Annotated in this window: 28 protein-coding genes; all 28 read left to right on the top strand. The window is 41.0% G+C overall.

The window, feature by feature from the left end:
• Positions 1–16: 16 nt before the first annotated feature.
• A complete protein-coding gene (locus PGR14_RS04035) occupies positions 17–1,273 on the top strand; it encodes an O-antigen ligase family protein (RefSeq protein WP_270223001.1) in 1,257 nt (418 codons plus the stop codon).
• Between the two features lie 3 nt (positions 1,274–1,276).
• The gene (locus PGR14_RS04040; protein WP_270223002.1) at positions 1,277–2,317 is read left to right on the top strand and encodes a polysaccharide pyruvyl transferase family protein; all 1,041 of its coding nucleotides are present in this window, start codon (positions 1,277–1,279) and stop codon (positions 2,315–2,317) included.
• A gap of 353 nt (positions 2,318–2,670) precedes the next feature.
• Positions 2,671–4,077: a lipopolysaccharide biosynthesis protein gene (locus tag PGR14_RS04045; protein WP_270223003.1), complete on the top strand. Its 1,407-nt coding sequence runs from the start codon at positions 2,671–2,673 to the stop codon at positions 4,075–4,077.
• 218 nt (positions 4,078–4,295) lie between these two features.
• Positions 4,296–5,264, top strand: coding sequence for a Coenzyme F420 hydrogenase/dehydrogenase, beta subunit C-terminal domain (locus tag PGR14_RS04050; protein ID WP_270223004.1), 969 nt, complete (start codon positions 4,296–4,298; stop codon positions 5,262–5,264).
• A gap of 39 nt (positions 5,265–5,303) precedes the next feature.
• Complete coding sequence (locus PGR14_RS04055) at positions 5,304–6,296, top strand: Coenzyme F420 hydrogenase/dehydrogenase, beta subunit C-terminal domain (RefSeq protein ID WP_270223005.1); 993 nt, start codon at positions 5,304–5,306, stop codon at positions 6,294–6,296.
• Positions 6,268–6,471 carry a 4Fe-4S binding protein gene (locus PGR14_RS04060; protein WP_195434435.1) on the top strand — a complete coding sequence of 68 codons (204 nt, stop codon included), beginning with the start codon at positions 6,268–6,270 and terminating at the stop codon, positions 6,469–6,471. Before PGR14_RS04055 ends, PGR14_RS04060 begins: the two co-directional genes overlap by 29 nt.
• A gap of 10 nt (positions 6,472–6,481) precedes the next feature.
• Positions 6,482–7,384, top strand: coding sequence for a sugar phosphate nucleotidyltransferase (locus tag PGR14_RS04065; protein WP_270223006.1), 903 nt, complete (start codon positions 6,482–6,484; stop codon positions 7,382–7,384).
• A 6-nt stretch (positions 7,385–7,390) separates the two neighbouring features.
• Positions 7,391–8,002: a VanZ family protein gene (locus tag PGR14_RS04070; RefSeq protein WP_215633679.1), complete on the top strand. Its 612-nt coding sequence runs from the start codon at positions 7,391–7,393 to the stop codon at positions 8,000–8,002.
• Positions 8,003–8,215: 213 nt separating this feature from the next.
• Positions 8,216–8,473, top strand: a complete 258-nt coding sequence (locus tag PGR14_RS04075) for a hypothetical protein (RefSeq protein WP_270223007.1) — start codon at positions 8,216–8,218, stop codon at positions 8,471–8,473.
• A gap of 9 nt (positions 8,474–8,482) precedes the next feature.
• A complete protein-coding gene (locus PGR14_RS04080) occupies positions 8,483–8,944 on the top strand; it encodes a retropepsin-like aspartic protease (protein ID WP_270223008.1) in 462 nt (153 codons plus the stop codon).
• 32 nt (positions 8,945–8,976) lie between these two features.
• Positions 8,977–9,306: a hypothetical protein gene (locus tag PGR14_RS04085; protein WP_270223009.1), complete on the top strand. Its 330-nt coding sequence runs from the start codon at positions 8,977–8,979 to the stop codon at positions 9,304–9,306.
• Positions 9,307–9,447: 141 nt separating this feature from the next.
• Positions 9,448–9,831, top strand: coding sequence for an SMU1112c/YaeR family gloxylase I-like metalloprotein (gene gloA2, locus PGR14_RS04090; protein ID WP_117497672.1), 384 nt, complete (start codon positions 9,448–9,450; stop codon positions 9,829–9,831).
• A gap of 2 nt (positions 9,832–9,833) precedes the next feature.
• Positions 9,834–10,622, top strand: a complete 789-nt coding sequence (locus tag PGR14_RS04095; protein WP_270223010.1) for a hypothetical protein — start codon at positions 9,834–9,836, stop codon at positions 10,620–10,622.
• A 51-nt stretch (positions 10,623–10,673) separates the two neighbouring features.
• The gene (locus tag PGR14_RS16225) at positions 10,674–11,006 is read left to right on the top strand and encodes a DUF234 domain-containing protein (RefSeq protein WP_227120242.1); all 333 of its coding nucleotides are present in this window, start codon (positions 10,674–10,676) and stop codon (positions 11,004–11,006) included.
• 401 nt (positions 11,007–11,407) lie between these two features.
• Positions 11,408–12,070, top strand: coding sequence for a hypothetical protein (locus PGR14_RS04105; RefSeq protein WP_270223011.1), 663 nt, complete (start codon positions 11,408–11,410; stop codon positions 12,068–12,070).
• 29 nt (positions 12,071–12,099) lie between these two features.
• A complete protein-coding gene (locus tag PGR14_RS04110) occupies positions 12,100–13,020 on the top strand; it encodes a glycoside hydrolase family 25 protein (protein ID WP_270223012.1) in 921 nt (306 codons plus the stop codon).
• Positions 13,021–13,116: 96 nt separating this feature from the next.
• The gene (locus PGR14_RS04115; RefSeq protein ID WP_270223013.1) at positions 13,117–14,634 is read left to right on the top strand and encodes a Y-family DNA polymerase; all 1,518 of its coding nucleotides are present in this window, start codon (positions 13,117–13,119) and stop codon (positions 14,632–14,634) included.
• Entirely contained in the window at positions 14,631–15,050 is a 420-nt protein-coding gene (locus PGR14_RS04120; RefSeq protein WP_173690146.1) for a hypothetical protein, read from the top strand. Before PGR14_RS04115 ends, PGR14_RS04120 begins: the two co-directional genes overlap by 4 nt.
• Before the next feature lie 82 nt (positions 15,051–15,132).
• Entirely contained in the window at positions 15,133–16,170 is a 1,038-nt protein-coding gene (hydE, locus tag PGR14_RS04125) for a [FeFe] hydrogenase H-cluster radical SAM maturase HydE (protein ID WP_227120238.1), read from the top strand.
• Positions 16,171–16,836: 666 nt separating this feature from the next.
• Positions 16,837–18,267: a DUF512 domain-containing protein gene (locus tag PGR14_RS04130; protein WP_055296706.1), complete on the top strand. Its 1,431-nt coding sequence runs from the start codon at positions 16,837–16,839 to the stop codon at positions 18,265–18,267.
• Between the two features lies 1 nt (position 18,268).
• The gene (locus PGR14_RS04135) at positions 18,269–18,943 is read left to right on the top strand and encodes a YoaK family protein (protein ID WP_330663430.1); all 675 of its coding nucleotides are present in this window, start codon (positions 18,269–18,271) and stop codon (positions 18,941–18,943) included.
• Positions 18,934–19,608, top strand: coding sequence for a tRNA (N6-threonylcarbamoyladenosine(37)-N6)-methyltransferase TrmO (gene tsaA / locus PGR14_RS04140; protein ID WP_270223015.1), 675 nt, complete (start codon positions 18,934–18,936; stop codon positions 19,606–19,608). The genes PGR14_RS04135 and tsaA overlap by 10 nt, the downstream gene beginning before the upstream one ends.
• Complete coding sequence (locus tag PGR14_RS04145) at positions 19,605–20,540, top strand: tRNA dihydrouridine synthase (protein ID WP_270223016.1); 936 nt, start codon at positions 19,605–19,607, stop codon at positions 20,538–20,540. Before tsaA ends, PGR14_RS04145 begins: the two co-directional genes overlap by 4 nt.
• Before the next feature lie 114 nt (positions 20,541–20,654).
• Positions 20,655–22,247 carry an AAA family ATPase gene (locus tag PGR14_RS04150; protein WP_055260489.1) on the top strand — a complete coding sequence of 531 codons (1,593 nt, stop codon included), beginning with the start codon at positions 20,655–20,657 and terminating at the stop codon, positions 22,245–22,247.
• A gap of 183 nt (positions 22,248–22,430) precedes the next feature.
• Positions 22,431–22,952 (top strand): CarD family transcriptional regulator, encoded by a 522-nt coding sequence (locus PGR14_RS04155; RefSeq protein ID WP_008372373.1) that lies wholly within the window; start codon positions 22,431–22,433, stop codon positions 22,950–22,952.
• A gap of 42 nt (positions 22,953–22,994) precedes the next feature.
• A complete protein-coding gene (locus PGR14_RS04160) occupies positions 22,995–23,126 on the top strand; it encodes a hypothetical protein (RefSeq protein WP_256170983.1) in 132 nt (43 codons plus the stop codon).
• Positions 23,127–23,128: 2 nt separating this feature from the next.
• Positions 23,129–23,857 carry an amino acid kinase family protein gene (locus PGR14_RS04165; protein WP_008372369.1) on the top strand — a complete coding sequence of 243 codons (729 nt, stop codon included), beginning with the start codon at positions 23,129–23,131 and terminating at the stop codon, positions 23,855–23,857.
• An 11-nt stretch (positions 23,858–23,868) separates the two neighbouring features.
• Positions 23,869–24,789: a DMT family transporter gene (locus tag PGR14_RS04170; RefSeq protein ID WP_270223017.1), complete on the top strand. Its 921-nt coding sequence runs from the start codon at positions 23,869–23,871 to the stop codon at positions 24,787–24,789.
• The last annotated feature ends 72 nt before the right edge of the window (positions 24,790–24,861 follow it).

Below are 24,861 nucleotides of genomic sequence, written 5' to 3' on the forward strand. Positions count from 1 at the left end.
AGATGGAGGGATATAGATGCAATTAAAAGTTAAGAAACATGAACTACGACTTTTACTCCAATGTATACCAATTTTGACTTTTGCTACGCTAGCGTCTCTTGGTTCGCTTTTGCCAAGCGTAGTTCAGTTCAGTGCTGCAGTTATTTTGGCGGGACAAGTTGTTTTTATATTTGGCACTAAAGGTATTAAAAAAAATATTGGATTATTGTGGATACCATTAATGATATTCTTTTATGTACGAAATAATCCCAATATTAAATTCTATAGTCTAACGTATACCCAGGTTTTATTGCTTTTTGTCTGCTGTATATTATTTTCAGCATTGGGAGGTTTCAATAATCGGTGTTGGATGATAAAAATGGTAAGCTCTTGGCGATATCTTTACTTTATTTATATTGCATTTACCATTTATATGTTTTTAGATAGTTCAGCGATAAATTTTGTATGTAATTTGTTCCCGGATGCTGCGAGTACAATTCTTAATCAGTATCATAATGCGGGGATCCCAGGATTAACAAAGCACTATTCAACAAATGGAATGCTTCTTGCAGTTGGGACGATGATATTTGGAAGCTATGCATTGACTGAAAAAAGACGTTCTGACTATTTATTGTTTTTGATATCAGTTGCTGCATTGCTTTTATCGGGAAAAAGAGCACATACTGTTTTTGGACTTACTGCTTTGTACCTCTGTTATTTTGCATACAATTCAAATGCTAAAAAAAGTCGACTCGTAAAAGGCATAGGTGTTTTATTGGGGGCATTAACCGTATTTGCTGTAGCAAGTTATTGCGTGCCGGCACTTGCAACTGTTGTTTTTCGCTTTATTGATACTGCAGAGACTGGGGACATGTCAGTAGGTAGAGTTGATGTATGGTTAAAGGCGTTTTCTATGTTCGGCAAACATAGTCTTGTTGGCATAGGTTGGGGACAGTATGTTAACCAAGGCGGCTGGTTTTGGAATATTCATAACATATATATTCAGTTACTTGTTGAAACCGGTATAATAGGATTTATAATCTATTGTGGATGGTTTCTGTTTCATCTAGTAAGGACATGGTCGATGTATTCAAAGATGCGTGTAAATCCAGAAGATTATACGAACATAGATTATTGCTTGATGAATTTTTCGTTGGCAATGCAAATATTTTTTATATTATATGGCTTCACAGGAAATCCTTTGTATGATCGTGAAATGTTTGTGCCGTATTTTATTGCATGCGCAATAAGTGTTAATTATGCTAATAATGATGATGGGAGTGAATTAGAGTAAATTATGAAAATAGGAATAGTAACTCCGTATGATTCGGCGAACTGCGGTGCTTATTTGCAAGCATATGCTAATAAATGTTTTTTAGAAAAGAATAACTATAATGTGTGTTTTATACAGTGGAGAAATGAAAAGCAGCGAAAAAAGGAATATTTTTCTAAACCCAAGACCATAAAGGAATTGATTAGATGTATTCAACGATATCCCTTTTTATGTGTACGTTATAAGCGCATGACTCAGGCATTAAAGGAATTTGATATTCAGAAAAATACTGGTGATTTAGATTGTACAGTAGTAGGTAGTGATGAAATTTGGAACATAAAGGTTTCACAATTTCAAAATCCGATTTTTTATGGTGGTGTGGAGCAAAAAAGCTGTATAGCATATGCACCTAGTGCAGGACAGGCAGCACTCAAGGATTATAATGATTTTCCATGGGTTAGGGAGTGCTTGGAAAAAATGACGTATGCGGGTGTTAGAGATGAAAACACTAAGAATATTGTTGGAAAACTTGTTGCAAAGCAAGTAGAAATTGTTTGTGATCCTACGATGTTACTGCCTATTAATGAATTGGATTTTCCGCACGAACGTAAGATTAAAGATAGATATATGATTGTTTATTCATATAGTGTTCCTAAAGAACATCAGGCATATTTAAAAAGATATGCAAGAAAGAATAATTTAAAACTTGTATCGATATGTTTGTATCAGTCCTGGTGTGATTTGAATATTAACTGTCACCCGTTGGAGTTTAGTTCATATATTCAGTTTTCTGAGTGTGTTTATACAACGACATTCCATGGGACGATTTTCACATTGTTGAATCATAAGAATTGCGCTATCTATAGTTGCTCAAAAAAATTGAAAGATTTACTTGAGTGGACACATAAAGAAGAGGCAATGTTGTCATTGACAGCTACATATGATGAATTTGAGAGTCTGATTACCAAACAACATAGCTATGAATTATTCGAGACTATAATCGAAAAAAAAAGGAAGGAATCACAAAAGATATATATAGATGCTCTTAAATCATGTGTAGTCTGAAACGGAAAGCGAGTCAGTAATCAACAATCCAAGGAATGAGTCGATAGGAATAGTATCCATGGGGGGAGGACACCTGCTTGATAACTACTATAGTTATAGGAAAAGGTAGTTAGGATTTCTGGAGACAATGATATTCTTGATGGATATGGAAGAGATATTTCAATAGAGAGATGGAGACACGCTAGGACTGGTTAAACGAACATCAATGAAGGTTTATTTCGAGTAGCCTTCTGTTGTCATTTTAGTATCTGACACAGTGAAGTGCCTATAGCTCTGGCTCATTCATTGAGATATTGAGAACTGAAAAATCCTACACAGTCAAAAAATAATTAATTATATGAGGAATAATATTAATGAGTCGTAAAACAGAATTAGCAAAAAATACGGCTATACTTACAGTGGGAAAACTATGCACGCAATGTATTAGTTTTTTCCTTCTTCCTTTATATACGGCAATTCTGTCAACGGAAGAGTATGGCACGTTTGATTTATTGGTCACATATTCAACATTATTACTTCCACTCGTAAACTGGCAGTTGGATCAGGGACTGTTCCGATTTATGCTCGATTATCGTGGAAACAAAGAAGAACAAGGAAAACTCTTTTCTACGCTGTTACTATCTAGTACGATACAAAGTATTATTTACATTATTCTTTTTGTTTGTATAGAACCTTTTTTGAAAATTCAAAATGCGTATTTTTTGTTGCTGTATGTGGTGCTGCATGTCTACACGGCATTGTTTCTTCAATTTGTTAGAGGATTGGGATATAGCATTAAATATACAATTGCATCGTTTATATCCGCTTCAGCAACAACAGTTTTAAATGTCATTGCGTTAGCTATTTTGAAAATGGGGCTGCAAGGATTGTTCTTGTCTACTCTGATAGCTCAGTTTTTGACGTTGTTGTATTTGGTGTTTACATCCAAAGCGTGGGAGTATTTTTCTGTTAAGAGTATTCGGCCGACGGTATTCAAACGGGTTGGTGCTTATTCTATTCCTTTAATTCCCAATAATCTGGCTTGGTGGGTTGTAAATGCGTCGGATAGAACTATAATTGCACATTTTTTAGGAACTGCTGCTAATGGCGTTTATTCTATAGCAAACAAGTTTCCTAATGTGTTTATCAACTTTTATAATATCTTGAATTTGTCCTGGACTGAGACAGTATCATTACATTTTGACGATGAGGATCGCGACGAATTCCTAACGGAAACAATGACGTCTCTTTTTAAACTGTTTGCAGCTGCATGCTTTGGCATTGTTGCGTGTATGCCGTTTGTATTCCCGATTTTGATTAATGAGAAGTATGTTGCTGGATATGACCAAATCTTGATTTTGATGTATGCAATGCTTTTTAGAGTGCTCGTCGGATTATATAGTTGCATATATGTAGCTCAGAAAAATGCAAAAAAGATTGCTTATACTTCTATTTCTGCAGCTATAATCAATATTACAGTGAATTTGATTTTAATAAATAAAATTAAGATTTTTGCAGCATCAATATCTACACTGGTTGCATTCTTTTCAATGTTTATCATTCGCTATATTGATGTTAATAAGACTGTGCATATGCGAATTCGGAAGCCAATTATTATTGGAAGCATTCTAATTGGTACTATGCTGATAGGAACATACTATTGTGAAAATAAGATGATTCAGTTCATCGCACTTTGTATCACAGCAATCTATGCAGTGCTGACGAATGTTGATATGTTGAAATCTGGCATGAAATTAGTAAAAAGTCGCTTTGGGAAATAGGTTTTGGCTGTGATTTAAGAAAGTATTTCACATGATTTTATATTTTTCATTCGATTCTTATTACTGCTTTTTAGAGAGTAGTAGATAAGCTCGGAGGTTAATCGATTTATAGATATATTGCGACAAATGTGCTTTTTGTGCAACGATTATATTTCTTGTTGGTTTACACAAGGTCAAAACTGTAATTAAAAACAAATAATACGCAGGAGGAACAGCCTATGGTGGATTTGATAGATACAATAGTATATGCAGGAAGGTTAAAAGACAAATCTGCCTTGATGAGCAGTTCTTCTGGTGGCGCATTTACTGCACTTTCGGATGCTTTTTTGAAAAGCGGAGATGCTGTGGTGGCTGCAGTCTATAATTATGAGAATCATACTGTGGAATTCCAGATGATTCTGGATGAGAAGCAGCGTGAAAGAGCAAAAGGCTCAAAATATATGCAGAGCAAGCCCGGCGATATTTACCAGGAAGCGTATCGTTGGTTAATGGATAATCCAAAGAAAGAATTGCTCTTTGTTGGCATGGGATGTCAATCAGATGGATTTCGGAAGTTCAGTGAAATTAAAGGAATCCGTGATCGGGTGCATATCGTAGACATTATCTGCCATGGCTCTCCAAGTCCAAAACTGTGGAGAGAATATGCAGAATCAATACAGAAGAAGGATGGAAAGATAACTTATCTTACCTTCAAAGACAAGCGCGATGGCTGGAAATCGCCTACAGCTTACGTGAAAGTCAACGGGTCAGAGAGACCTCTTAAAGATTATGTTAGGGTGTTTTATAATCAGTGTGCGTTACGGCCGTCTTGTTATGAATGCCCTTATGCTACGACAGAACGAAAAACAGATATGACCATTGGGGATTTCTGGCATATTGAAGAGACTATTCCAGATTTTTATGACCCTAATGGTAATTCTCTGTTCTTGATTCATACTGACCGGGGTGAAGAACTTTTTGAAAAGGTTCGAGATAATTTGGATTATAGATTAAGCAATACAGCACAATGTTGGCAGGCGAATCTTGAAGCGCCGACCCAAAAGTCTGAACAAAGAGATGTATTCTGGAACGATTACCAAAAGAAAGGAATTGATTTCGTGATAAAGAAATATGGAACAGTTCCAATGAAAACAAAAGTAAAGAATAAACTCCTCAAAATTTTGAGGGGGGGGGTACGAACTAAGTAACCTCGATTATGTTGATTACTCTGAAAGGAGGACGGCATAATGAACTGGAAGCAGCCTAAAGTATATGCAGTAAAACATAAGGATGAAACGACAAGAGCAGCTTCCAGATCAGGTGGTATTTTTACAGCTCTTTCGGATCAGGTTTTATCCAACAGTGGTGTGGTCTATGGGTGTGTTTTGACGGATGAATTTGATGCCGTACATATTCGCACTGATAATGAGGAAGATCGTAATCGAATGCGAGGCTCAAAATATATCCAGAGTAAACTAGGTGATACATTTAAAAGTGTCAAAACAGATCTCGATGCTAAGAAAAGTGTACTTTTTTCTGGAACTTCCTGTCAGGTAGCAGGATTGAAAAAATACATTGGAAAAGAGTATGATAACTTGTTCAGCGTGGATATTGTCTGTCACGGAGTACCAAGCAAAAAAATATGGGAGGCATATCTGCGTTGGCAAGAGCAGAAAATGCATTCAAAAGTTGCAAGTGTGGACTTCCGAAATAAGAAAGACTTTGGATGGCATGATCATGTAGAAACGCTTTGTTTTGAAAATGGAAAGTCTACGAGTAGTCGGGTATTCAAGGAACTTTTCTATGGGCATACCGTGCTGCGGCCGAGTTGCTATGAATGTTCCTATAAGTCTGTAATACATCCAGGAGATATTACAATTGCAGATTACTGGGGGATCGAGAAAGCCGCACCAGAGTTTGATGATAACAAGGGCGTTTCATTGGTGCTAGTAAATAATGAGGCTGGAGAAAATATATTTGAAAAAGTAAAAAAGAGACTGATTTGGAAGCAGACAAAGCTAGAGGACAGTATGCAGCCGCCTCTTAAAGCTCCATTTCCAAAACCAGATAATAGAGAGCAGTTCTGGAGTGACTTTGAAAATAAATCGTTTGAGTATGTTGCCAAGAAATACGGTGGCATCGGACTAAAAAATGATGCTAAGTTGCTTTTGAGAAAGATTAAGAGAAAAATCAAAAAGTTGGTGGTAAAAGGTGGAAAGAGAGATTCCAATATTATATAAAAGAAAAGAAGAATGCTGTGGATGTACGGCTTGTTATGCCATCTGTCCGAAAGAGGCTATTTCTATGGTCGAGGACGAAGAAGGCTTTGAATATCCACAAATTGATGAAAGTAAATGCGTGCGGTGCTACCAATGTATTAAAGTATGTCCGATAAAAGCAGCACGAGCACAGTAAGGAGAGAGTTATGAAAACAACATTACTTATCATGGCTGCCGGTATCGGTAGCCGTTTTGGAACAGGAATCAAGCAGTTGGAGCCAGTGGATGATGCTGGACATATCATTATGGATTACTCAATCCATGATGCGATTGAAGCTGGTTTCAATCATGTGGTATTTATCATCCGCAAGGATATCGAGAAGGAGTTTAAAGAGGTCATCGGTGATCGCATTGCCTCCATTTGCTCCTCTCACAATGTAACTGTAGACTACGCTTTCCAGGATATCAACGATATCCCGGGAACTCTGCCAGAAGGCCGGACAAAACCGTGGGGAACCGGTCAGGCCGTCCTTGCAGCGAAGAAGGTCATCAAGACTCCTTTTATTGTAATCAATGCAGATGATTACTATGGCAAGGAAGGATTCAAGGCTGTTCATGAGTATCTTGTGAATGGCGGCAAGTCCTGCATGGCTGGTTTCGTTCTGAAGAACACGCTGTCTGATAACGGTGGCGTAACCCGTGGTATCTGCAAGATGGATGAGGATAACAACTTGACTGAAGTTGTGGAGACCAAGAACATTGTAAAGACTGCAAATGGAGCAGAGGCAGATGGTGTGGCTGTCGATGTAAATTCTCTGGTATCCATGAATATGTGGGGATTAACTCCTGATTTTCTGGATGTACTGGAAGAAGGCTTCAAAGAGTTCTTTGAGAAAGAAGTCCCGGGCAATCCTCTGAAAGCAGAGTATCTGATCCCTATCTTCATCGGCGAACTGCTGGAGCAGGGAAAGATGTCAGTGAAGGTTCTGAAAACCAATGATACATGGTATGGTATGACCTACCATGAAGATGTCGTAGCAGTAAAGGGCAGTTTCAAGGAGATGCTGGAGAACGGCGTGTACAAGGCTGACCTGTTCAGTGATCTGTAAACAGCGATGAAAGAAACGATTGATTTACTCGGAAAGATCATCACAAACATCCTGACTGCTCTCTATGAGCCATTTGGATTTTCACTCCTGCTTTCCTTCCTTGCCATGTTTTTCTACCTGTATGCGTATGAACCTTCCGCAGCAGGTAAAGGATGGAAGAGTGCCATAGTGACATGGTATCAGAAATTCAAAGAGAGTGTATTCTTTCGGAAGCTGTTTCTATTGGCGTTCGTGACATCACTTATTCTATTCCGAACCCTGTTAAACCGCAATTTGTGGATGAATCCTTTATCCGATGTCATGGGTGGCTGGGGTATCTGGGAGACAGTGAATGGCGAACAGAAGCTGACAACCGAGTGCATCGAGAACGTAATTATGATGGTGCCGTTTTCAGTAGTAGTGATGTGGACATTCGAAGAAAAGATGGAGAAAGGCTGGAAGAAGATACTGTGGTATAGCGGGAAGATAGCATTTATCTTTTCGATAAGCATTGAGATGCTACAATTATTGCTTCGCTTGGGTACATTCCAGCTATCAGACATCTTCTATAACACAGTCGGCGGAGTACTAGGCGGCGTATGTTACTGTGGAATCATGAAGGTAAGAAAGCGTCTGTAAAACTGAATGAAATTGTGATATACAGGGAGCGGAAGCTCCCTGTGCTGCTCGAATGAATCACACACCTCTTTGTGGTGAGCAGCAGGCAACGATCTTATGATCGGCGAAGATGTGAAATACAAGGTGTATTTTGAGACTATAAGTTAATACTATGGTAATTGAAACGGTAGTGTGGTATTATAATTATGGAACATATCGGAAGGAGGTATCATTATGGTTGAGTACAGAGAAGAAGATAGAACCAGAGATTTTGATTTCTTTATGAAAAACTATCAGGAGTTATTTAAGCGTTACGGTCATAAGTTTTTAGCCATAAGGGATGAAAAAGTGCTAGGAGCATATAATTCTGTGTCTGAAGCTATAGGCAATCTTTCTGACAAATATGAACCAGGGGAATATATCATTCAGGAATGTACTGGTGATGAAACTGCATATAGAACAAGCATCATGAGATTGATGATAAAAGGATAAACAAATTATATGGATACATTTTTGGCATTCACTTTGAAGTCAAATGGCATATTAGATATGCTTAAGACAGATACATTAATTAATTCTAATATAAGAGATAAGAGCAAAAATATTGATGCAAGTAAAAAATGGCGTGGCTTATGGGATACAGGGGCTTCCAAATCATCTATTGATAAGAGAGTCGCTGACGAATTAGGACTTATTCCTGTTGGAAAGGGAACGATAAGCACTGCTAATGGTGTAGTTGCAGTCAATACATATTTTGTTAATTTAACATTACCAAATCATGTGACGGTTAATGATGTTCTTGTTACGGGCGCAGATTTGGGCACGGATATTGATGTGTTAATAGGAATGGATATTATTCGACATGGAGATTTTTCAATAACAAATACTAATAGTGCTACGACATTCAGCTTTAGAATACCGTCAGTTGCAGAAATTGATTATGTCCAAGAGTCGAATAGTTAGTATTCGTTTAAAAAAGAAAGAGGTTATCACCTATGCCCAGAACGAAAGGCAGCAAAAACCGTCCCAAAACTACCCATACCGACTACGCATTTCAAATCGCAGAGAAGCAGGAAGCTATTGCCTCTCTGACTGCTGAGATCGCTTCCATCCAGAAGGCAATTGAAGAGCAGAAGAACACACTGAAAGAAAAGAAGACTGCTTTGAAGAAAGCTGAAAAAGAAGTGGCAACGCTGGAAGCGAAGAAGGCAAAGGCAGATGCTAAAGCAGCTGAAGAAGCAAAGAAGGCTGAAGCCGAGAGAGTGGTTAAGAGATTATTAGCCAGCAGTATGAGCGCGGACGAGATTCTGGAAAAGCTGAAATAAACAAGAAAACCAATAACAAAAATAAATGCCGTGTGGACAAACTGAACTCCAGGAGTTCACATGGTATTTTTTGAAGGCTTCCGTATAGTTTATAACGAAAATAAAAGAAGGACAAAATTTAAAGAAATGGAGCGTGAGAAAATGAATTTATCAAAAATACATCATATTGCAATCATTGTATCTGACTATGAAGCAGCTAAGGATTTCTATGTGAACAAGCTGGGATTCTCTGTTATCAGAGAGAACTACCGTCCAGAGCGTAAGGACTGGAAGCTGGATCTTCGTGTCAATGAGCACACAGAGCTGGAGATTTTCGCTGAGGAAAACCCGCCAAAGCGTGTGAACCGACCGGAGGCCTGTGGGTTACGTCACCTTGCGTTCTGCGTTGAGAGCGTGGAGCAGACAGTGAATGAACTGACGGAGGTAGGCATTGAATGTGAGCCGATTCGTGTTGACGATTATACCGGAAAGAAGATGACTTTCTTCCATGATCCGGATGGTCTGCCGCTGGAGCTACACGAATAAGCATGGGAAAGAAAAGAGCGTATAAATCTCGGAAGCCCGGTGGAGGCCGAAAGAAGCTGAAGCCAGAGTACGATGCCGGGAAAAATCTGAAAGAGCAGATGGAAAGTGCTGTGGCACTTTATGATTCTGAGATGTCCTTGCAGGCCATCGGCGAAGAACTGGGATTAAATCCAATCAAAGTAAGAAAGCTGCTCATCACGGCCGGTGTGTATGAATCTGAAGTGGCGGAGAAGGTGCAAGCTACCTTTCAAGAATACCGTGAAACACAAGACTACAAAACCTCCATACTCTCAACTGCAAACACTCTGAAATTTTCCAAAGCCTCCGTCACCTCGTACCTGCCATATCGGAAAGGTGTGTACTTCACAAGCACAGCAGAAAAAGGGAAGATCAGTGTCGGAGCAGAGCGGCAGCGGAGATATAGAGCAATGAAGCGGTGGAGGGATGAGCCAACAGAAGAAAACTTCTGGGGTGTGGTTCTGGCCTATACTGGAGTAAAATTTAAGACCTACTCCGGCTTGCCATTCTCTTACCAAATTAAAAAAGGCAGGAACGGCGAGTACACGAAAGAGCTGTGGATCGACCGCCGGGAGAACAGTAAAAGCCTGGCATGGAGTTCAGTGCTGCTGGCGCTGAAGAATATTAAAGGTGAAGTAGTAGAGAGACCCAAAGCTCTGGGCGATATTCGAGGCGTGACCTACATCTACGGGATGTTCTATCGGTTCGGGCTAATCGATGTGCCGGACGAAGTGAAGGAGAAGATGGGTCATCCGAAAAACCGCAAAAAATAGGTTACTATGTACAGAAGTGTGCGGTAATATGTGCCGTAACTGAGGATGTGAATCTTAGTTTGGAAGGATGGCAGCCTTCCTATTGAGCTGAGTGAAATCGGCCAGTGGTGGGGGACAGACCCGAAGAAGAAAAAGCAGATACAGATTGATATTGTCGGAACTCCTGTTGAGGGCAAAGACTATATCATCGGTTCATGCAAATACCGGAATGAGAAAATCGGTGTGGATGAACTCGATTTGATTCGGGATTATGCCTCAGTTTTTGGAAAGGGCAACAACTATCACTACTATATCTTCTCGAAAGGCGGATTCACAGATGGACTTCTTCAGGCACAAGAGCGAGGTGAAGTTCGGCTGATAACGTTGGAAGACCTTTACAAGTAAAAATTCTAATCAACCCTGCTGATGAAAGCTGGCAGGGTATTTTTATATCCATTTTTAGTCTGTCTGCTCGGTGCAGATGGGCTTTTCTTATGCCTGCGAGGAGGTGGTTACGCAAATAGCATCCAGAATCCAGGGCATTCTCTGGACTTAAATCCAATCAAAATAAGAAAACTGCTCATCACGACAGGTGTGTACTTCCCAAGTACAGCAGCCAAATTATTCTGCTGTTCAAGCAAAGGTAAACGAACTTTTACATTAGTAACCTGATAGAAACAAAAGAGTGACAAACACATCAGAAAGCCTTACAATATAGGAAACACAGTTATCTTGGAACTATCAAAACAGTAATTTGGATTATAAATTACAGTATAATTAAAGATTATGGAGAATAATAAACAGCTATGTCGATTAAAGAACGAGAAGAGTTTTTATTTCAAAAATTAAGAGAAAAAGATCCCGACATTGTAGCCGATGGAGTGATCTGCGAGCAGGTATTTTTAAATGCCAGATATAAGATCGTATATATCTTAAAAGAAGTAAATGGCGGAAAAAGCTGGGACCTGCGGGATTTTGTTTATGAGGGTGGAAGACCACAGACATGGGATAATATTGCACGCTGGACGGAAGGAATTCTGTCCTGGGAAAAAGAATTTCCGTGGTCTGAGATGGAGATGGACAATGAACAGAGACGCTTGAGGGAGTTGAAGAAAATAGCAGCGGTCAATTTGAAGAAAACTTCTGGTGGACATACTTCAAATAATGGTGAAATTTACAGGGCAGCAGTTGATCATCATGACATTATCAAGGAGCAGATTGATTTGTATAAAGCAGACTTTATTATTTGCTGTGGCACGGAGTATGCTTTTATGGATGCATGTTATAAGGACAGAGAGATTGACTGGAAAATGACTTCAAGGGGAATCTGGTATTTCAGAGATGGCAAATCTGTTGTCATCTCATTTTCGCATCCGGAAGCAAGAGTGAAAGATGCGTATTTGTTTTATGCACTGACGGATGCGGTGAAGGAGATTATGCGTTGTGAAAAGTTTGAAGAACAACTATAAGGAGTATAAGAAAAAAGAAAAAGCCTTTTGTGGCGGTTTGGTGTGATAAAAGTGCCGGAAAATACAGTGAAGAAAATGGAGATCAGATGAGAAGAGGAAAATGGATTATTTTCGGAATGTTAGTAGCTTTGCTTGCAGGATGTTCTGGAAAGAAAACAGCAGAAACTTCTGCGGATGCAAAAAATGCGGAAAGTACAGATGAGAAAAATACGCTTGATTTTGTAGATGCACACGGAGAGCATTATACGGTAGAAATCAATGAAGCAGTTGCGAAGAATCCGTATGATAAAGCACTTTTTGTAAAAAATGAAAATAAGATCAGCTATGAGGATAAGAAATATACTTCAAGGCTGGGCGTAGATGTATCTGTTTTTCAGGGAGATATTGACTGGGAGCAGGTGAAAGCAGCAGGCTATGAGTTCGCAATTTTGCGGATCGGATATCGTGGCTATGGTGAAGAAGGTACGTTAAATGCAGACGAGAAGTTTGAACAGAATATGGAAAATGCCCGAAAAGCTGGAATAGATGTGGGCGTTTATTTTTTCTCGCAGGCGGTAAATGAAGAAGAGGCAAAGGAAGAGGCTGATTTTGTTCTGGAACATTTGAAAGGGCAGGAGCTTCAGATGCCGGTTGTGTACGATCCAGAGCATATTCTGGAAGACGAAGCACGGACGGATGATGTAACGGGAGAACAATTTACCCAAAATGCGAAGGTATTTTGTAAAGAAATAGAAGAAGCGGGATATGATGCCATGATTTACAGCAATATGCTGTGGGAAGCGTATGAACTGGATCTGGAAAAGCTGTTGGATTATCCGGTCTGGTATGCAGATTATGAAGAACTTCCGCAGACGCCGTATAGGTTCACTATGTGGCAGTATTCCAGTACAGGAAGCGTGCCGGGGATTGAAGGAAATGTGGATCTGAATATCCAACTGCTTAAAAAATAAAAAATTTATAGTTGTAATCTTGTGGTCGGCGAAAAAATATAGTATAATCGGGAAAAGAACATATGTTCTCCAAAAAAGTGTTAGGAGGTGCAGCGAATGCCGGAGCAGACACGCAGTTATGTAGCAATTGATCTGAAATCTTTCTATGCTTCGGTGGAGTGCAAGGAACGGAATTTGGATCCGCTTACGACGAATCTGGTTGTAGCCGATCCGGAGAGGACAACGAAGACGATCTGTCTTGCTGTTTCTCCTGCGCTGAAAGCATATGGGATTCCGGGAAGGGCAAGACTTTTTGAGGTTGTCCGGAAGGTGAAGGAGATTAACGACGAGCGAAAGCGGAAAAATGGAGGACATGAATTTACCGGGCAATCCTGTGACACCGAGGAATTAAAGGCAGACCGAAGCTTTGCACTGGATTATATCACGGCGGTTCCGAGGATGGCACTCTATATGAAGTACAGCATCCGGATTTACGACATTTACCTGAAGTATGTTGCACCGGAAGACATACATGTCTATTCAATCGATGAGGTTTTTATGGATGTTACCGATTATCTGCATACTTACCGGCTGACACCGGAAGAACTTGCAGGAAAGATAATGCGGGAAATCTATGAGCAGACCGGGATTACGGCGACAGCTGGAATTGGTACGAATCTGTATCTGGCAAAGATTGCGATGGATATCATGGCAAAGCATAGCGAACCGGATGAGAATGGTTTCCGGTTTGCAAGTCTGGATGAGATGAGTTATCGCAGATCTTTGTGGAATCACAGACCGCTTACGGATTTTTGGCGTGTGGGAAGAGGCTATGCGAAAAAGCTGGAACAATGTGGATTGTATACCATGGGAGATATTGCCAGATGCTCGGTTGGAAAAGAGAATGAATTTTATAACGAAGAGCTTTTGTATAAAATGTTCGGTGTGAATGCAGAACTTCTGATCGATCATGCCTGGGGGTGGGAACCGTGTACGATTGCAGATGTAAAAGCGTATCAGCCGGAGCATAACAGTGTTGGTGCAGGACAAGTACTACATTGCCCGTATGATGCCCAAAAGGCGAAAATTGTGGTTAAAGAGATGCTGGACCTTTTGACACTTGATCTTGTAGAAAAGCATCTGGTTACGGATCAGATCGTGTTGACTGTCGGATATGATATCGAGAATCTGAGAAGTGGAAAAGGTTATACAGGGGAGGTGACAGTGGACCGGTATGGAAGAAAGATTCCAAAGCATGCACATGGAACAGCGAATCTACGAGAGTATACAGCTTCTGCGAGAATGATAACCGATGCAGTGATGGAACTGTATGACCGGATTGTGAATCCTCATTTAATGGTGCGGCGGATTTCGATGGCGGCGAATCACGTATTGGATGAAAAGAAAGCGGCAGATAAGACAGAATTCCGGCAACTGAATCTGTTTACTGATTTTACCGGAGGTAATGAAAAGAAGCAGCAGGATGAGAAGGTTGAACGGGAGAAGAAGATGCAGGAGGCAGTGCTTTCGATTAAGAAGAAGTATGGGAAGAATGCAATTCTGAAGGGACTTAATTTTCAGGAAGGAGCCACTACCAAAGCGCGGAATGAGCAGATCGGAGGGCATAAGGCATGACAGGATACGAGGATATCATTCATTTACCGCATCATGTATCGGTCAGACATCCGCAGATGTCAAGGCAGGACAGAGCGGCGCAGTTTGCCCCGTTTGCAGCGCTGACCGGACATAAAGATGCAATCAGGGAGACCGAAAGACTGACCGAGCGGAAACGCAGACTCAGTGAGGATTGCAGACAGATACTGGATCTGTATTTACGGGAAGTATGCCAGAGGCAGGAACCACGGGAAGTAGATTTTGAATATTTTGTACCGGATCAGAAAAAGGAAGGTGGCTCCTACCAGAAAAAGTCCGGATGTATCCGGAGGATTGACACCTATCTGAATGAAATCGTACTGCAGAGTGGAGACCGGATTCCGCTTGACGAAATCGTAGACATTGATGGAGTGATTGCCGCGGCTGACGAAGTGTGATAGAATAAATTTTATAATTTCATGGACAAATGCCCATAAATTCAGAAAAGATACAGAAAACCAGGCAGGGAGAATATAGAAAATGAAACCAGTTTACGAAAGATTTATCGAGAATCCGGATTTTACAAAATCAGATTTTGTCGAATTGATAAAATGTGCAGAAGATCCGGAGGCAGTCCGGAGACTGAAAGAGGAAGCAGTCCGTATTCGGGAGATTTATTACGGGAAAAAGGTATTTACCAGAGGGCTGATCGAATATACCAATTATTGTAAGAATGACTGCTATTACTGCGGAATCCGTAAGAGTAATACGAATGCAAAGCGCTACCGTCTGACAGAGGATGAGATCATGGCATGCTGTGAAAATGGGTATGAGCTTGGATTCCGGACATTTGTGCTACAGGGCGGAGAAGATGCTTATTATACGGATGACCGGATGGTGGCGATTATTAAAAAAATCAAGGAGGCATATCCGGAATGTGCACTGACTTTGTCTATCGGAGAGAAGTCTTATGAGAGTTACAAGAGATTTCGGGAAGCTGGAGCAGACCGGTATCTGCTTCGCCATGAAACGGCGAATGAGGAGCATTACCGGAAGCTACATCCGGAAAAGATGAGCCTTACCGTTCGTAAGAATTGTCTGTATGATCTGAAGAAGCTTGGTTATCAGGTGGGGGCTGGCATGATGGTTGGTTCACCTTATCAGACGACAGAGGATCTTGCAGAGGATCTGGTATTTCTGAAGGAATTGCAGCCGGAGATGGTGGGGATCGGACCGTTTATCCCACACCACGATACGCAGTTTTCAAAAGAACCGGCAGGAAGTGTGGAGATGACACTGTTTCTGCTCGCTGTGATCCGAATCCTGCTGCCGAAGGTACTTCTTCCGGCAACGACAGCACTTGGGACGATGGATCCGCTTGGAAGAGAGAAAGGGCTGCAGGCAGGAGCCAATGTCGTGATGCCGAACCTTTCTCCGGTGAAGAACCGGAAGCAGTATGAGCTTTATGACAACAAGATCTGTACCGGTGAAGAGGCAGCAGAATGTCGCGGATGTATGGGGAGACGAGTAGCAAGTGTTGGATATGAGCTGGTGACAGAGCGTGGGGATGCAGTGTAGAATCGAACGGATTTTCTGTAAAAAATCACTAAAATCATGTTTCTGATTTTAAACAGATATTACAAAGAAGAAAATTTATTTTGAAAAATTAAAAGGAATTCGGAGAAAGAAAACATTTTTCGATACATTTCGGTGGATTTCGCAAGCTGTCAAACCGGTATTTTCAGTAGCAAAAGAATCTCCCTTTTTACCACTAGGAAAGTACACCGCAGATATGCTACTATATAGAAGTCGACAATACTTATACGCGTAAGAACAGGAGGAACTTGATTTAGCCGTTTCTAATGAAAGACCGCAAGCCTTTCTTGTAACATGCGGTATCAGAAATAGAATATTTTATTTTGAAGCATATGGAAATTGTATATAGATAACCATATATACAAACCGGACACCGGGGAATGGAACCGTAAAAGGTTTCGTTCCCCGGTGTTTGGTTGGAGAATGAAAGGTATCGTTTGAATTTATGGGTGAATTTTTGTTTCAGGCTTCTGTTTCAGGCTTCTGAATTTTATCCCTACCGAAATTTACAGTTTTATGGTATGATGAAAAAGTATGTAATCATTGCAGAAAAAGTCGTTTATGATAAAAATATGAGGATTACATGAAAGAGGAAGCTAGCCTGGAAAAGGTCTTGTTTCCGATTCCGAATTTTGGGAGGAATATAATTTGAGTAAGAAAAATGAGTATCAGGGACATCTGATCCGTGAGGTTTACCCGGATTCAATTGCCGAGGCGATGGAGATCGAGCCGGGAGATGTCCTTCTACGAATAAACAACCAGAAAATAGAGGACGTTTTTGATTATCGTTACATGATCAAGGATGAGTATGTAGAAGTGCTGATCCGCAAGCCGGACGGGGAAGAATGGCTTCTGGAGATCGAGAAAGAGTATGATGATGACCTTGGCGTAGAATTTGAAAATGGTCTGATGAGCGACTACCGTTCCTGCAGCAACAAGTGTATTTTCTGTTTTATCGACCAGATGCCGCCGGGAATGCGTGAGACCTTGTATTTTAAAGATGATGATTCCCGTCTGTCTTTCCTGCAGGGCAATTATATTACCTTGACGAATATGAAGCAGAAAGATGTGGACCGTATTATCGAGATGCAGCTTGCGCCGATCAATATTTCTGTGCAGACAACGAACCCGGAGCTGCGCTGCAAGATGCTCCACAATCGTTTCGCCGGAGAAAAGCTGAAATTCCTGGATGATCTGTATGCCGGACATGTGGAGATGAATGGGCAGATCGTACTGTGCAAGGGAGTTAATGATAAGGATGAGCTGAAGCGTTCTATCGAAGATCTGATGAAGTATCTGCCGTTTATGCGGAGTGTGTCAGTGGTTCCGGCAGGACTTTCCAAATACAGGGAGGGACTTTATCCACTGGAGCTTTTTGATAAAGAAGAAGCGGAAGAGGTCATTGATCTGATCGAGAGCTATCAGAAGAAGGCGTATGACGAGTTTGGACTTCATTTTATCCATGCAAGTGACGAGTGGTATATCCTTGCAGAGCGGGATTTCCCAGAGGAAGGACGTTATGACGGATATATCCAGCTGGAAAATGGTGTTGGCATGATGCGGCTTCTACGGGATGAATTTTACCATGCCTTTGAAGAACTTCAGGAAAGTGAAGAATATCCAAAGTTAAAAGAAGGGATCGCACGGACATTTACCATTGCGACTGCAAAGCTTGCGTATCCGACAATTCAGGAATTTGCAGACAGGATCACGGAAGCATTTCCAAAAGTAAAGATCACGGTTGCCTGCATCCGTAATGATTTCTTTGGTGAGACGATCACCGTATCCGGTCTGATTACCGGACAGGATCTGGTGGCACAGTTAAAAGAGAGAAAAGAAGCAGGAGAGGATCTGGGAGATACTCTGCAGATTCCGATCAATATGCTGCGAAGCGGAGAAGAGGTCTTTCTGGATGATCTGACGGTGCAGGACGTGGAAGCGGCACTTGGCATGACGGTGAAGGCAGTGGAGTCCGGTGGTAAGGATTTTCTTGACGCGGCACTGAATTTGGATTATCATACAGAACGAAACAATGAGAATTTTGTATACATCAAAGCATACGATAGGGAGGATGAGTAACTTGAAATTTTCAAAACAGATGTCAGAATCAATTAAACTTGGTGTGATCCTTGCGATTGCCGGTGGATTTATGGATGCCTATTCCTATATGTGCAGAGGAAAAGTATTTGCCAATGCACAAACCGGAAATATTCTGCTTCTTGGAATCAATATTTCAGAGAGAAACTGGCATATGGCACTCCACTATCTGGTTCCGGTGCTGGCATTTGCCATTGGAATCGCCCTTGCGGATCTGGTGAAAATACGGACGAAAGATCTGACACTTCTGCACTGGAGACAGATTTCGGTATTCTGTGAGGCAGTGATCCTACTGAGTGTCAGCTTTATTCCACAGGATTTTAATCTGGTGGCGAATGCACTCACGTCCCTTGCGTGTGGGATTCAGGTGGAAAGCTTCCGCAAAATCCATGGAAACGGAATTGCAACCACCATGTGCATCGGAAACTTACGAAGTGCGACCCAGCATATGTGCAGTTATGCGAACACGAAGGATAAAGAGTATATCAAGAAAGGACTTTTGTACTATGGAATCATCTTCTTCTTTGTGATCGGTGCAGTTATCGGAAATGCCTGTGTGGAAATGTTTGCTGAAAAGGCACTTCTGATCGCTTCTGCAATTCTGGCAGTTGCTTTTGTGATGATGTTTGTTGATGGAGAAAAAGAACGATGCAAATAAAGCAGATCGCGTATATAAGATCTGATTTTGTGGAGAAATTCGGGATTCCGCGACAGAGTAATCTTGCGGATACCCGGGCAGAAATCCATTTTCTGCCGGAATATCAGAATGCGGATGCACTGCGGGAAATCGAGGCGTATGATTATCTGTGGCTGATCTGGGAATTTTCGGAATCTATCCGGGATACCTGGAGCCCGACAGTACGTCCACCGCGGCTTGGTGGTAACAGACGGGTGGGAGTTTTTGCCACCCGTTCTCCATTTCGCCCGAATCCGATCGGACTTTCTTCCGTAAAGCTTATTGGGGTGGAATTCCGGGAAAAAGAAGGTCCGGTGCTGATCGTGGAAGGTGCGGATCTTCTGGATATGACGCCGATCTACGATATCAAGCCCTACCTTCCATACGTGGATAGCCACCCGGAGGCAAAAGGCGGTTTCGCGGAAGAAAAGAAAGATTATAAATTGGATGTGAATTTCCCGGAAATGTATTTGGAACAGATTCCGGCTGAAAAAAGAGCAACACTGATTCAGATCCTGGAGCAGGATCCGAGACCTTCTTATCAAAAGGATCCAGTCCGGATTTACGGCATGTCTTACGCGGGAATGGAAATTCATTTCCGAGTAGACAAAGAAACACTTTATGTGACGGAGGTAGAAAGGTCATGAAAATCTATCTGGCGCCAATGGAGGGCATTACAGGTGAGGTATACCGCAGGGCGTATCACACCTTTTTTGAACCAATGGATAAATATTTTACACCATTTTTAAATCCAAACCCGAAAGGCAAATTCAGCAGACAGGAATGGAATGAGATCCTTCCGGAAAATAATGAGGGCATGTATACCGTTCCGCAGATCCTGACCAACCGCGCCGAGGATTTCATCCGCCTGGCCCGGCAGTTGAAAGAATTCGGATATGAAGAAGTCAATCTGAATCTCGGCTGCCCCTCCAAAACAGTCGTCAACCGGAAAAGGGGATCCGGTTTTTTGTTTTATCCCGATGAACTGAATCATTTCCTTGCCGAAGTTTTCGATCAACTCGATATGAAAATCTCTATCAAAACAAGAAGCGGTAAATATGATCAGGAAGAGTTCGAAGAGCTTCTGGATATCTATAACCAATATCCTCTGGAAGAACTGATCCTTCACCCAAGAGTCCAGCAGGATTACTACAAAAACAAACCCGACTGGATCACTTTTGCCTACGCCTGTCGGAACAGCAAAAATCCTCTAGTCTATAATGGAGACATTTTTTGTGCGGAAAATTACCAAATCTTCCATCAAAAATTTCCCGAAGCAGAATGCATCATGCTCGGAAGAGGAATTCTGATGAACCCATTTCTTCCGGCAGTTATAAAAGGGAAATCTACATTTGACACCAAGAAGATTGCTACATTCTGCGATCATCTTCTTGATGCCTATATCGAAAAATCTCCAGAAGAAAAAAACGCAGTAGTCAAAATGAAAGAACTCTGGTGGTATCTTGGCAAAAACTTTAAAAACAGCGAAGAATATCTGACGCAAATCCGCAAAAGCCAGACCATCCGGGAATACCGGATGGCGGTTGAATGTTTATTGAAAGAGTGTGAGTATGACTAATGTATAATTTGCGGGATTGAATGTTGACTCTTGTGTTCGATGCGCGAATTGCTTGTGATTATTAAGAGAATCAAGTATAATATATTCTATAAAACTTTGATGGGAGGAATTTGCATGGGCAGTTATCTGAATCCGGGAAATTTTTCGTTTAAAGGAAGTCTTCGCTCTAAAATATATGTAGATAAAAGCAAATTGATTGCAAAAACAAACGAAGTTCTTTGTACAGAACAGAAGTATATCTGCGTGAGCCGACCAAGAAGATTTGGTAAATCCATGGCGGCAAATATGCTCGCAGCATATTATGCCCGAAGTGAAAATACAGAAGAATTATTTCAGAATCTTGTAATTAGTAAAGACGTCTCATACAAAGAAAATTTGAATCAATATGATGTGATCAAAATTAATATGCAGGAATTTTTGAGTATGGCAGGAACGATGGAAGACATGCTCGGAATGCTTAAAAATTATCTGATTTCAGATTTTGCGGAAACATATCCAGAGGTACGTTTTCGAGATGAAAAGAATCTGATTCAGGTGATGAAAGATGTGTTTTCCTATACCAGATGTCCTTTTGTAATTCTGATTGATGAGTGGGATTGCCTGTTTCGGGAATACAAGCAAGATAAAGAAGCACAAAAAAAGTATTTGGATTTTTTACGCGTATGGCTGAAAGATAAAGATTATGTTGCGATGGCTTATATGACTGGTATTCTTCCAATTAAAAAATATGGTTCACATTCTGCCTTGAATATGTTTACTGAATATTCTATGACTGATCCAGGTGATTTTGCAGAATATTTTGGGTTTACAGAACAGGAAGTGCTTGAACTTTGTGAAAAGTATGAAATGAGTTTTGAGGAAGCTAAGATCTGGTATGACGGGTATCAGTTGGTTGTTCATCGGAAAGAAAAAGATGAGTGCTATTCTATGTACAGCCCGAAGTCTGTTGTAGAAGCTATGTTGCGTCACAAATTTGGAACTTATTGGAATCAGACGGAAACATATGAAGCATTAAAAATTTATATCCAGATGGATATGGATGGATTAAAAGATTCTGTGGTTCGAATGCTTGCGAGTGAGTCTGTTTCAATCAATATTGGAACATTCAGCAATGATATGACTACATTTGCAACAAAAGATGATGTATTGACATTACTGGTGCATCTGGGTTATTTGACTTATAGCGTTATAGATAGAACTGTGAGAATTCCGAATAAAGAGGTAGCACAGGAATATGTCAACGCAATCAGTACGATGAACTGGTATGGCGTGATGGAGTCACTGGAAGCTTCCCGTAAATTGTTGGAAGAATTGTGGGCAATGGATGAAGATGCCGTTGCAGCTGGAATTGAAAAGGCGCACGAAGAAATTTCTATTCTTCAATATAATGATGAAAATTCACTTAGTTGTACGATTAATCTCGCATTTTACTTTGCACGTGAATATTATACGATAGTACGAGAGATGCCAGCGGGAAAAGGATATGCGGACATTTGTATGATTCCGAGAAAAGAGCATTTGGATAAGCCGGCAGTAGTAATTGAATTGAAATGGGACAAGAGTACAGTTGGTGCTTTGGAGCAAATCAAAGAAAAGAATTATGGAAGTGCCTTAAAAGAATATCAAGGAAAGCTTTTATTGGTTGGTATTAATTATAATAGGAAAACGAAGAAGCATGAATGCGCGATAGAGGTTATGGAAAAATAAAATGATAAATAAGTTGATGTCGTGAAATTTGCATCAGCTTATTTTTTTGGTAAATATGCATAAAAATCCAGGCGTTAGCTTTGACTAAGATTCACAAAAATCTGAAAAACATTAGAATTTAAACTAATTTTCTGATAAAATAAAGAAGTAGAGATTCGGCAAGTTTAAGAAAGAAGGAAGAAAATGTACGAAGTAGGAGATTTGATTGTTTATGGCCGGACAGGAATTTGTGAAGTGACTGAAATTACGACGCTGAAAATGGATGGAGTGCCGAAGGACAAACTGTATTATATTCTGAGACCGGTACGTGAAAAGCGTGGAAAAGTATTTACACCGGTAGACAATGAAAAAATTGTCATGCGAAGAGTCATTTCCAAAGAAGAAGCAGAAGAATTGATCCGTGAGATTCCACAGATCGAAGGACTCTGGATCGGAAGCGAGAAGCAGAGAGAGGAAAAGTACAAGGAATGCATGAAAAGCTGCAAATGTGCAGAATGGGTGCGGATCATCAAGACCCTTTATCAGCGGAAGATGTCCCGCCTGAAGCAGGGAAAGAAGATCACGGCGACTGACGAGCGTTATCTGAGGATGGCAGAAGGCAACCTGTATTCGGAGCTTTCCATAGCACTTGGAATTCCGGAGAGCGGAATGGAAGACTATATCATGAATCAAATAAATGAGACAGAGGAACCGGTGCTTTGCTGATGCAAGGAACCGGTTCTTCCGGGTATAATGGATGTGAAAAAAATGGTGGTAGCAGCGAAAAAGGGTGATTTTACAGAACATTTGCCACTTCCTGTTTTTTGTGAAAAATGGGTTCTTCAAATAGAGATCATTCTATGCTATACTGTTTTAGATAAAACAAAAAATGAGGTGTAATCATGGATAAAGAATTAGAACTTGTGGAGCATAAAGCTTCAATCCTGATAGATGCATTACCATATATCAGAGACTTTAATCAGAAGACAGTAGTTATCGAGTACGGATGTGCCGAGTGGCTCAGCGGAGTGGAAGAGCAGAGACTGATGCAGGATATCGTTCTTTTAAAGAGCGTTGGTATGCGTCCGATCGTGGTACATGCTACCCGTATGGGACTGGACAAATTCCGTGAAAATAAGCGGATTGCCAAGCTCCTTGAACTCTGTGGAGTCAAGGCAATCGGTATCTGCGGCGTGGATACAGAGACGATTGGTCTGATGCTGGACAATGATTATATTCCGGTCATCGTGCCAAATGATATCGACAACGAAAGCGAATATATTGATCCAAGAGAGACTGCACTTGAGATTGCAGAGAAGATGCAGGCGGACAAGCTGGTTTATCTGTCAAAATATCCTGGAATCTACAAAGACGAAGAGAGAAAAGATATTTATTATAAGATTACCGTCCCGGAAGTAGAAAAACTGCGCAAAGAACGTAATTTCCCGAAAGAATTTGACGAGATCATCGGCTATGGTCTTCAGGCATCAAAAAATGGTGTCAACCGTGTACATATTCTGGACGGAAGAATCCGTCACGTTCTTCTGATCGAATTCTTCAGTGTAAACGGAGCCGGAACGATCTTCATTGAAACAGAAGCAAAATTATATCTTCACGAACTTGGCAAATAGGAGACGGTTCGATGAAGAGAATGACAGGAAAGAATACACTGATGCTCTTTTTGACCGCATTTATCTGGGGAACAGCTTTTGTAGCACAGAGCGTGGGGATGGATTATATCGGGCCCTTTACATTTACCTGTGTACGCTCTTTGATCGGTGGGATTTTTCTGATTCCATGTATCTGTTTTCTGGACAAATGGCGTGCGAAAAATGACGGAGTAGAAAGACAGAAAAAAGCAGATAGGAAAGAAGAAAAAAAGAATGTCATCCTGGGTGGAATCTGTTGTGGACTGGCACTTTGTGTGGCAAGTAACCTGCAGCAGATCGGAATACAGTACACAACGGTAGGAAAAGCCGGATTTATTACAGCACTTTATATCGTGCTTGTGCCGATCTTTGGAATTTTTCTGAAAAAGAAAGCCGGAGTGAGAATCTGGATAAGCGTGGCAATTTCTGTCGCAGGCTTGTATTTGCTGTGTATTACCGATAAGCTGGTACTTGCAAAAGGAGACATTCTGGTATTGCTATGTGCAGTTGTATTTACCATCCACATTCTGGTGATCGATTATTTTTCACCAAAAGCAGACAGTGTGCGGATCGCCTGCACCCAGTTCTTTATAACCGGAGTTTTGTCGGCAATTCCAATGTTTTTATTTGAAACACCACGGCTGTCAGATATTTTCGCAGCAGCAGTACCGGTACTTTATGCCGGAGTTCTCTCAAGTGGTGTAGCCTATACCCTCCAGATCGTGGCACAAAAAGATGCCGATCCAACCGTGGCATCCCTGATCCTCAGTCTGGAGTCCGTATTCTCTGTCCTCGGAGGCTGGGTGATATTAGGTCAGAAACTAAGTATCCGAGAAATAGCAGGATGCATTCTGATGTTCAGCGCCATCATCCTCGCCCAGTTGCCAGGAAAGCCGGAAAATAAAGAAGCTTAGCTCTAATCAATTGTAGAAATTGTAGTGTCAAAGCAAAACCGATCAGTGAGCCAAAGCTACCGCTTTCCGTTC

It is taken from the genome of Coprococcus sp. AF99-45 (assembly GCF_027663865.1).
Taxonomy (GTDB): domain Bacteria; phylum Bacillota; class Clostridia; order Lachnospirales; family Lachnospiraceae; genus Allocoprococcus; species Allocoprococcus comes.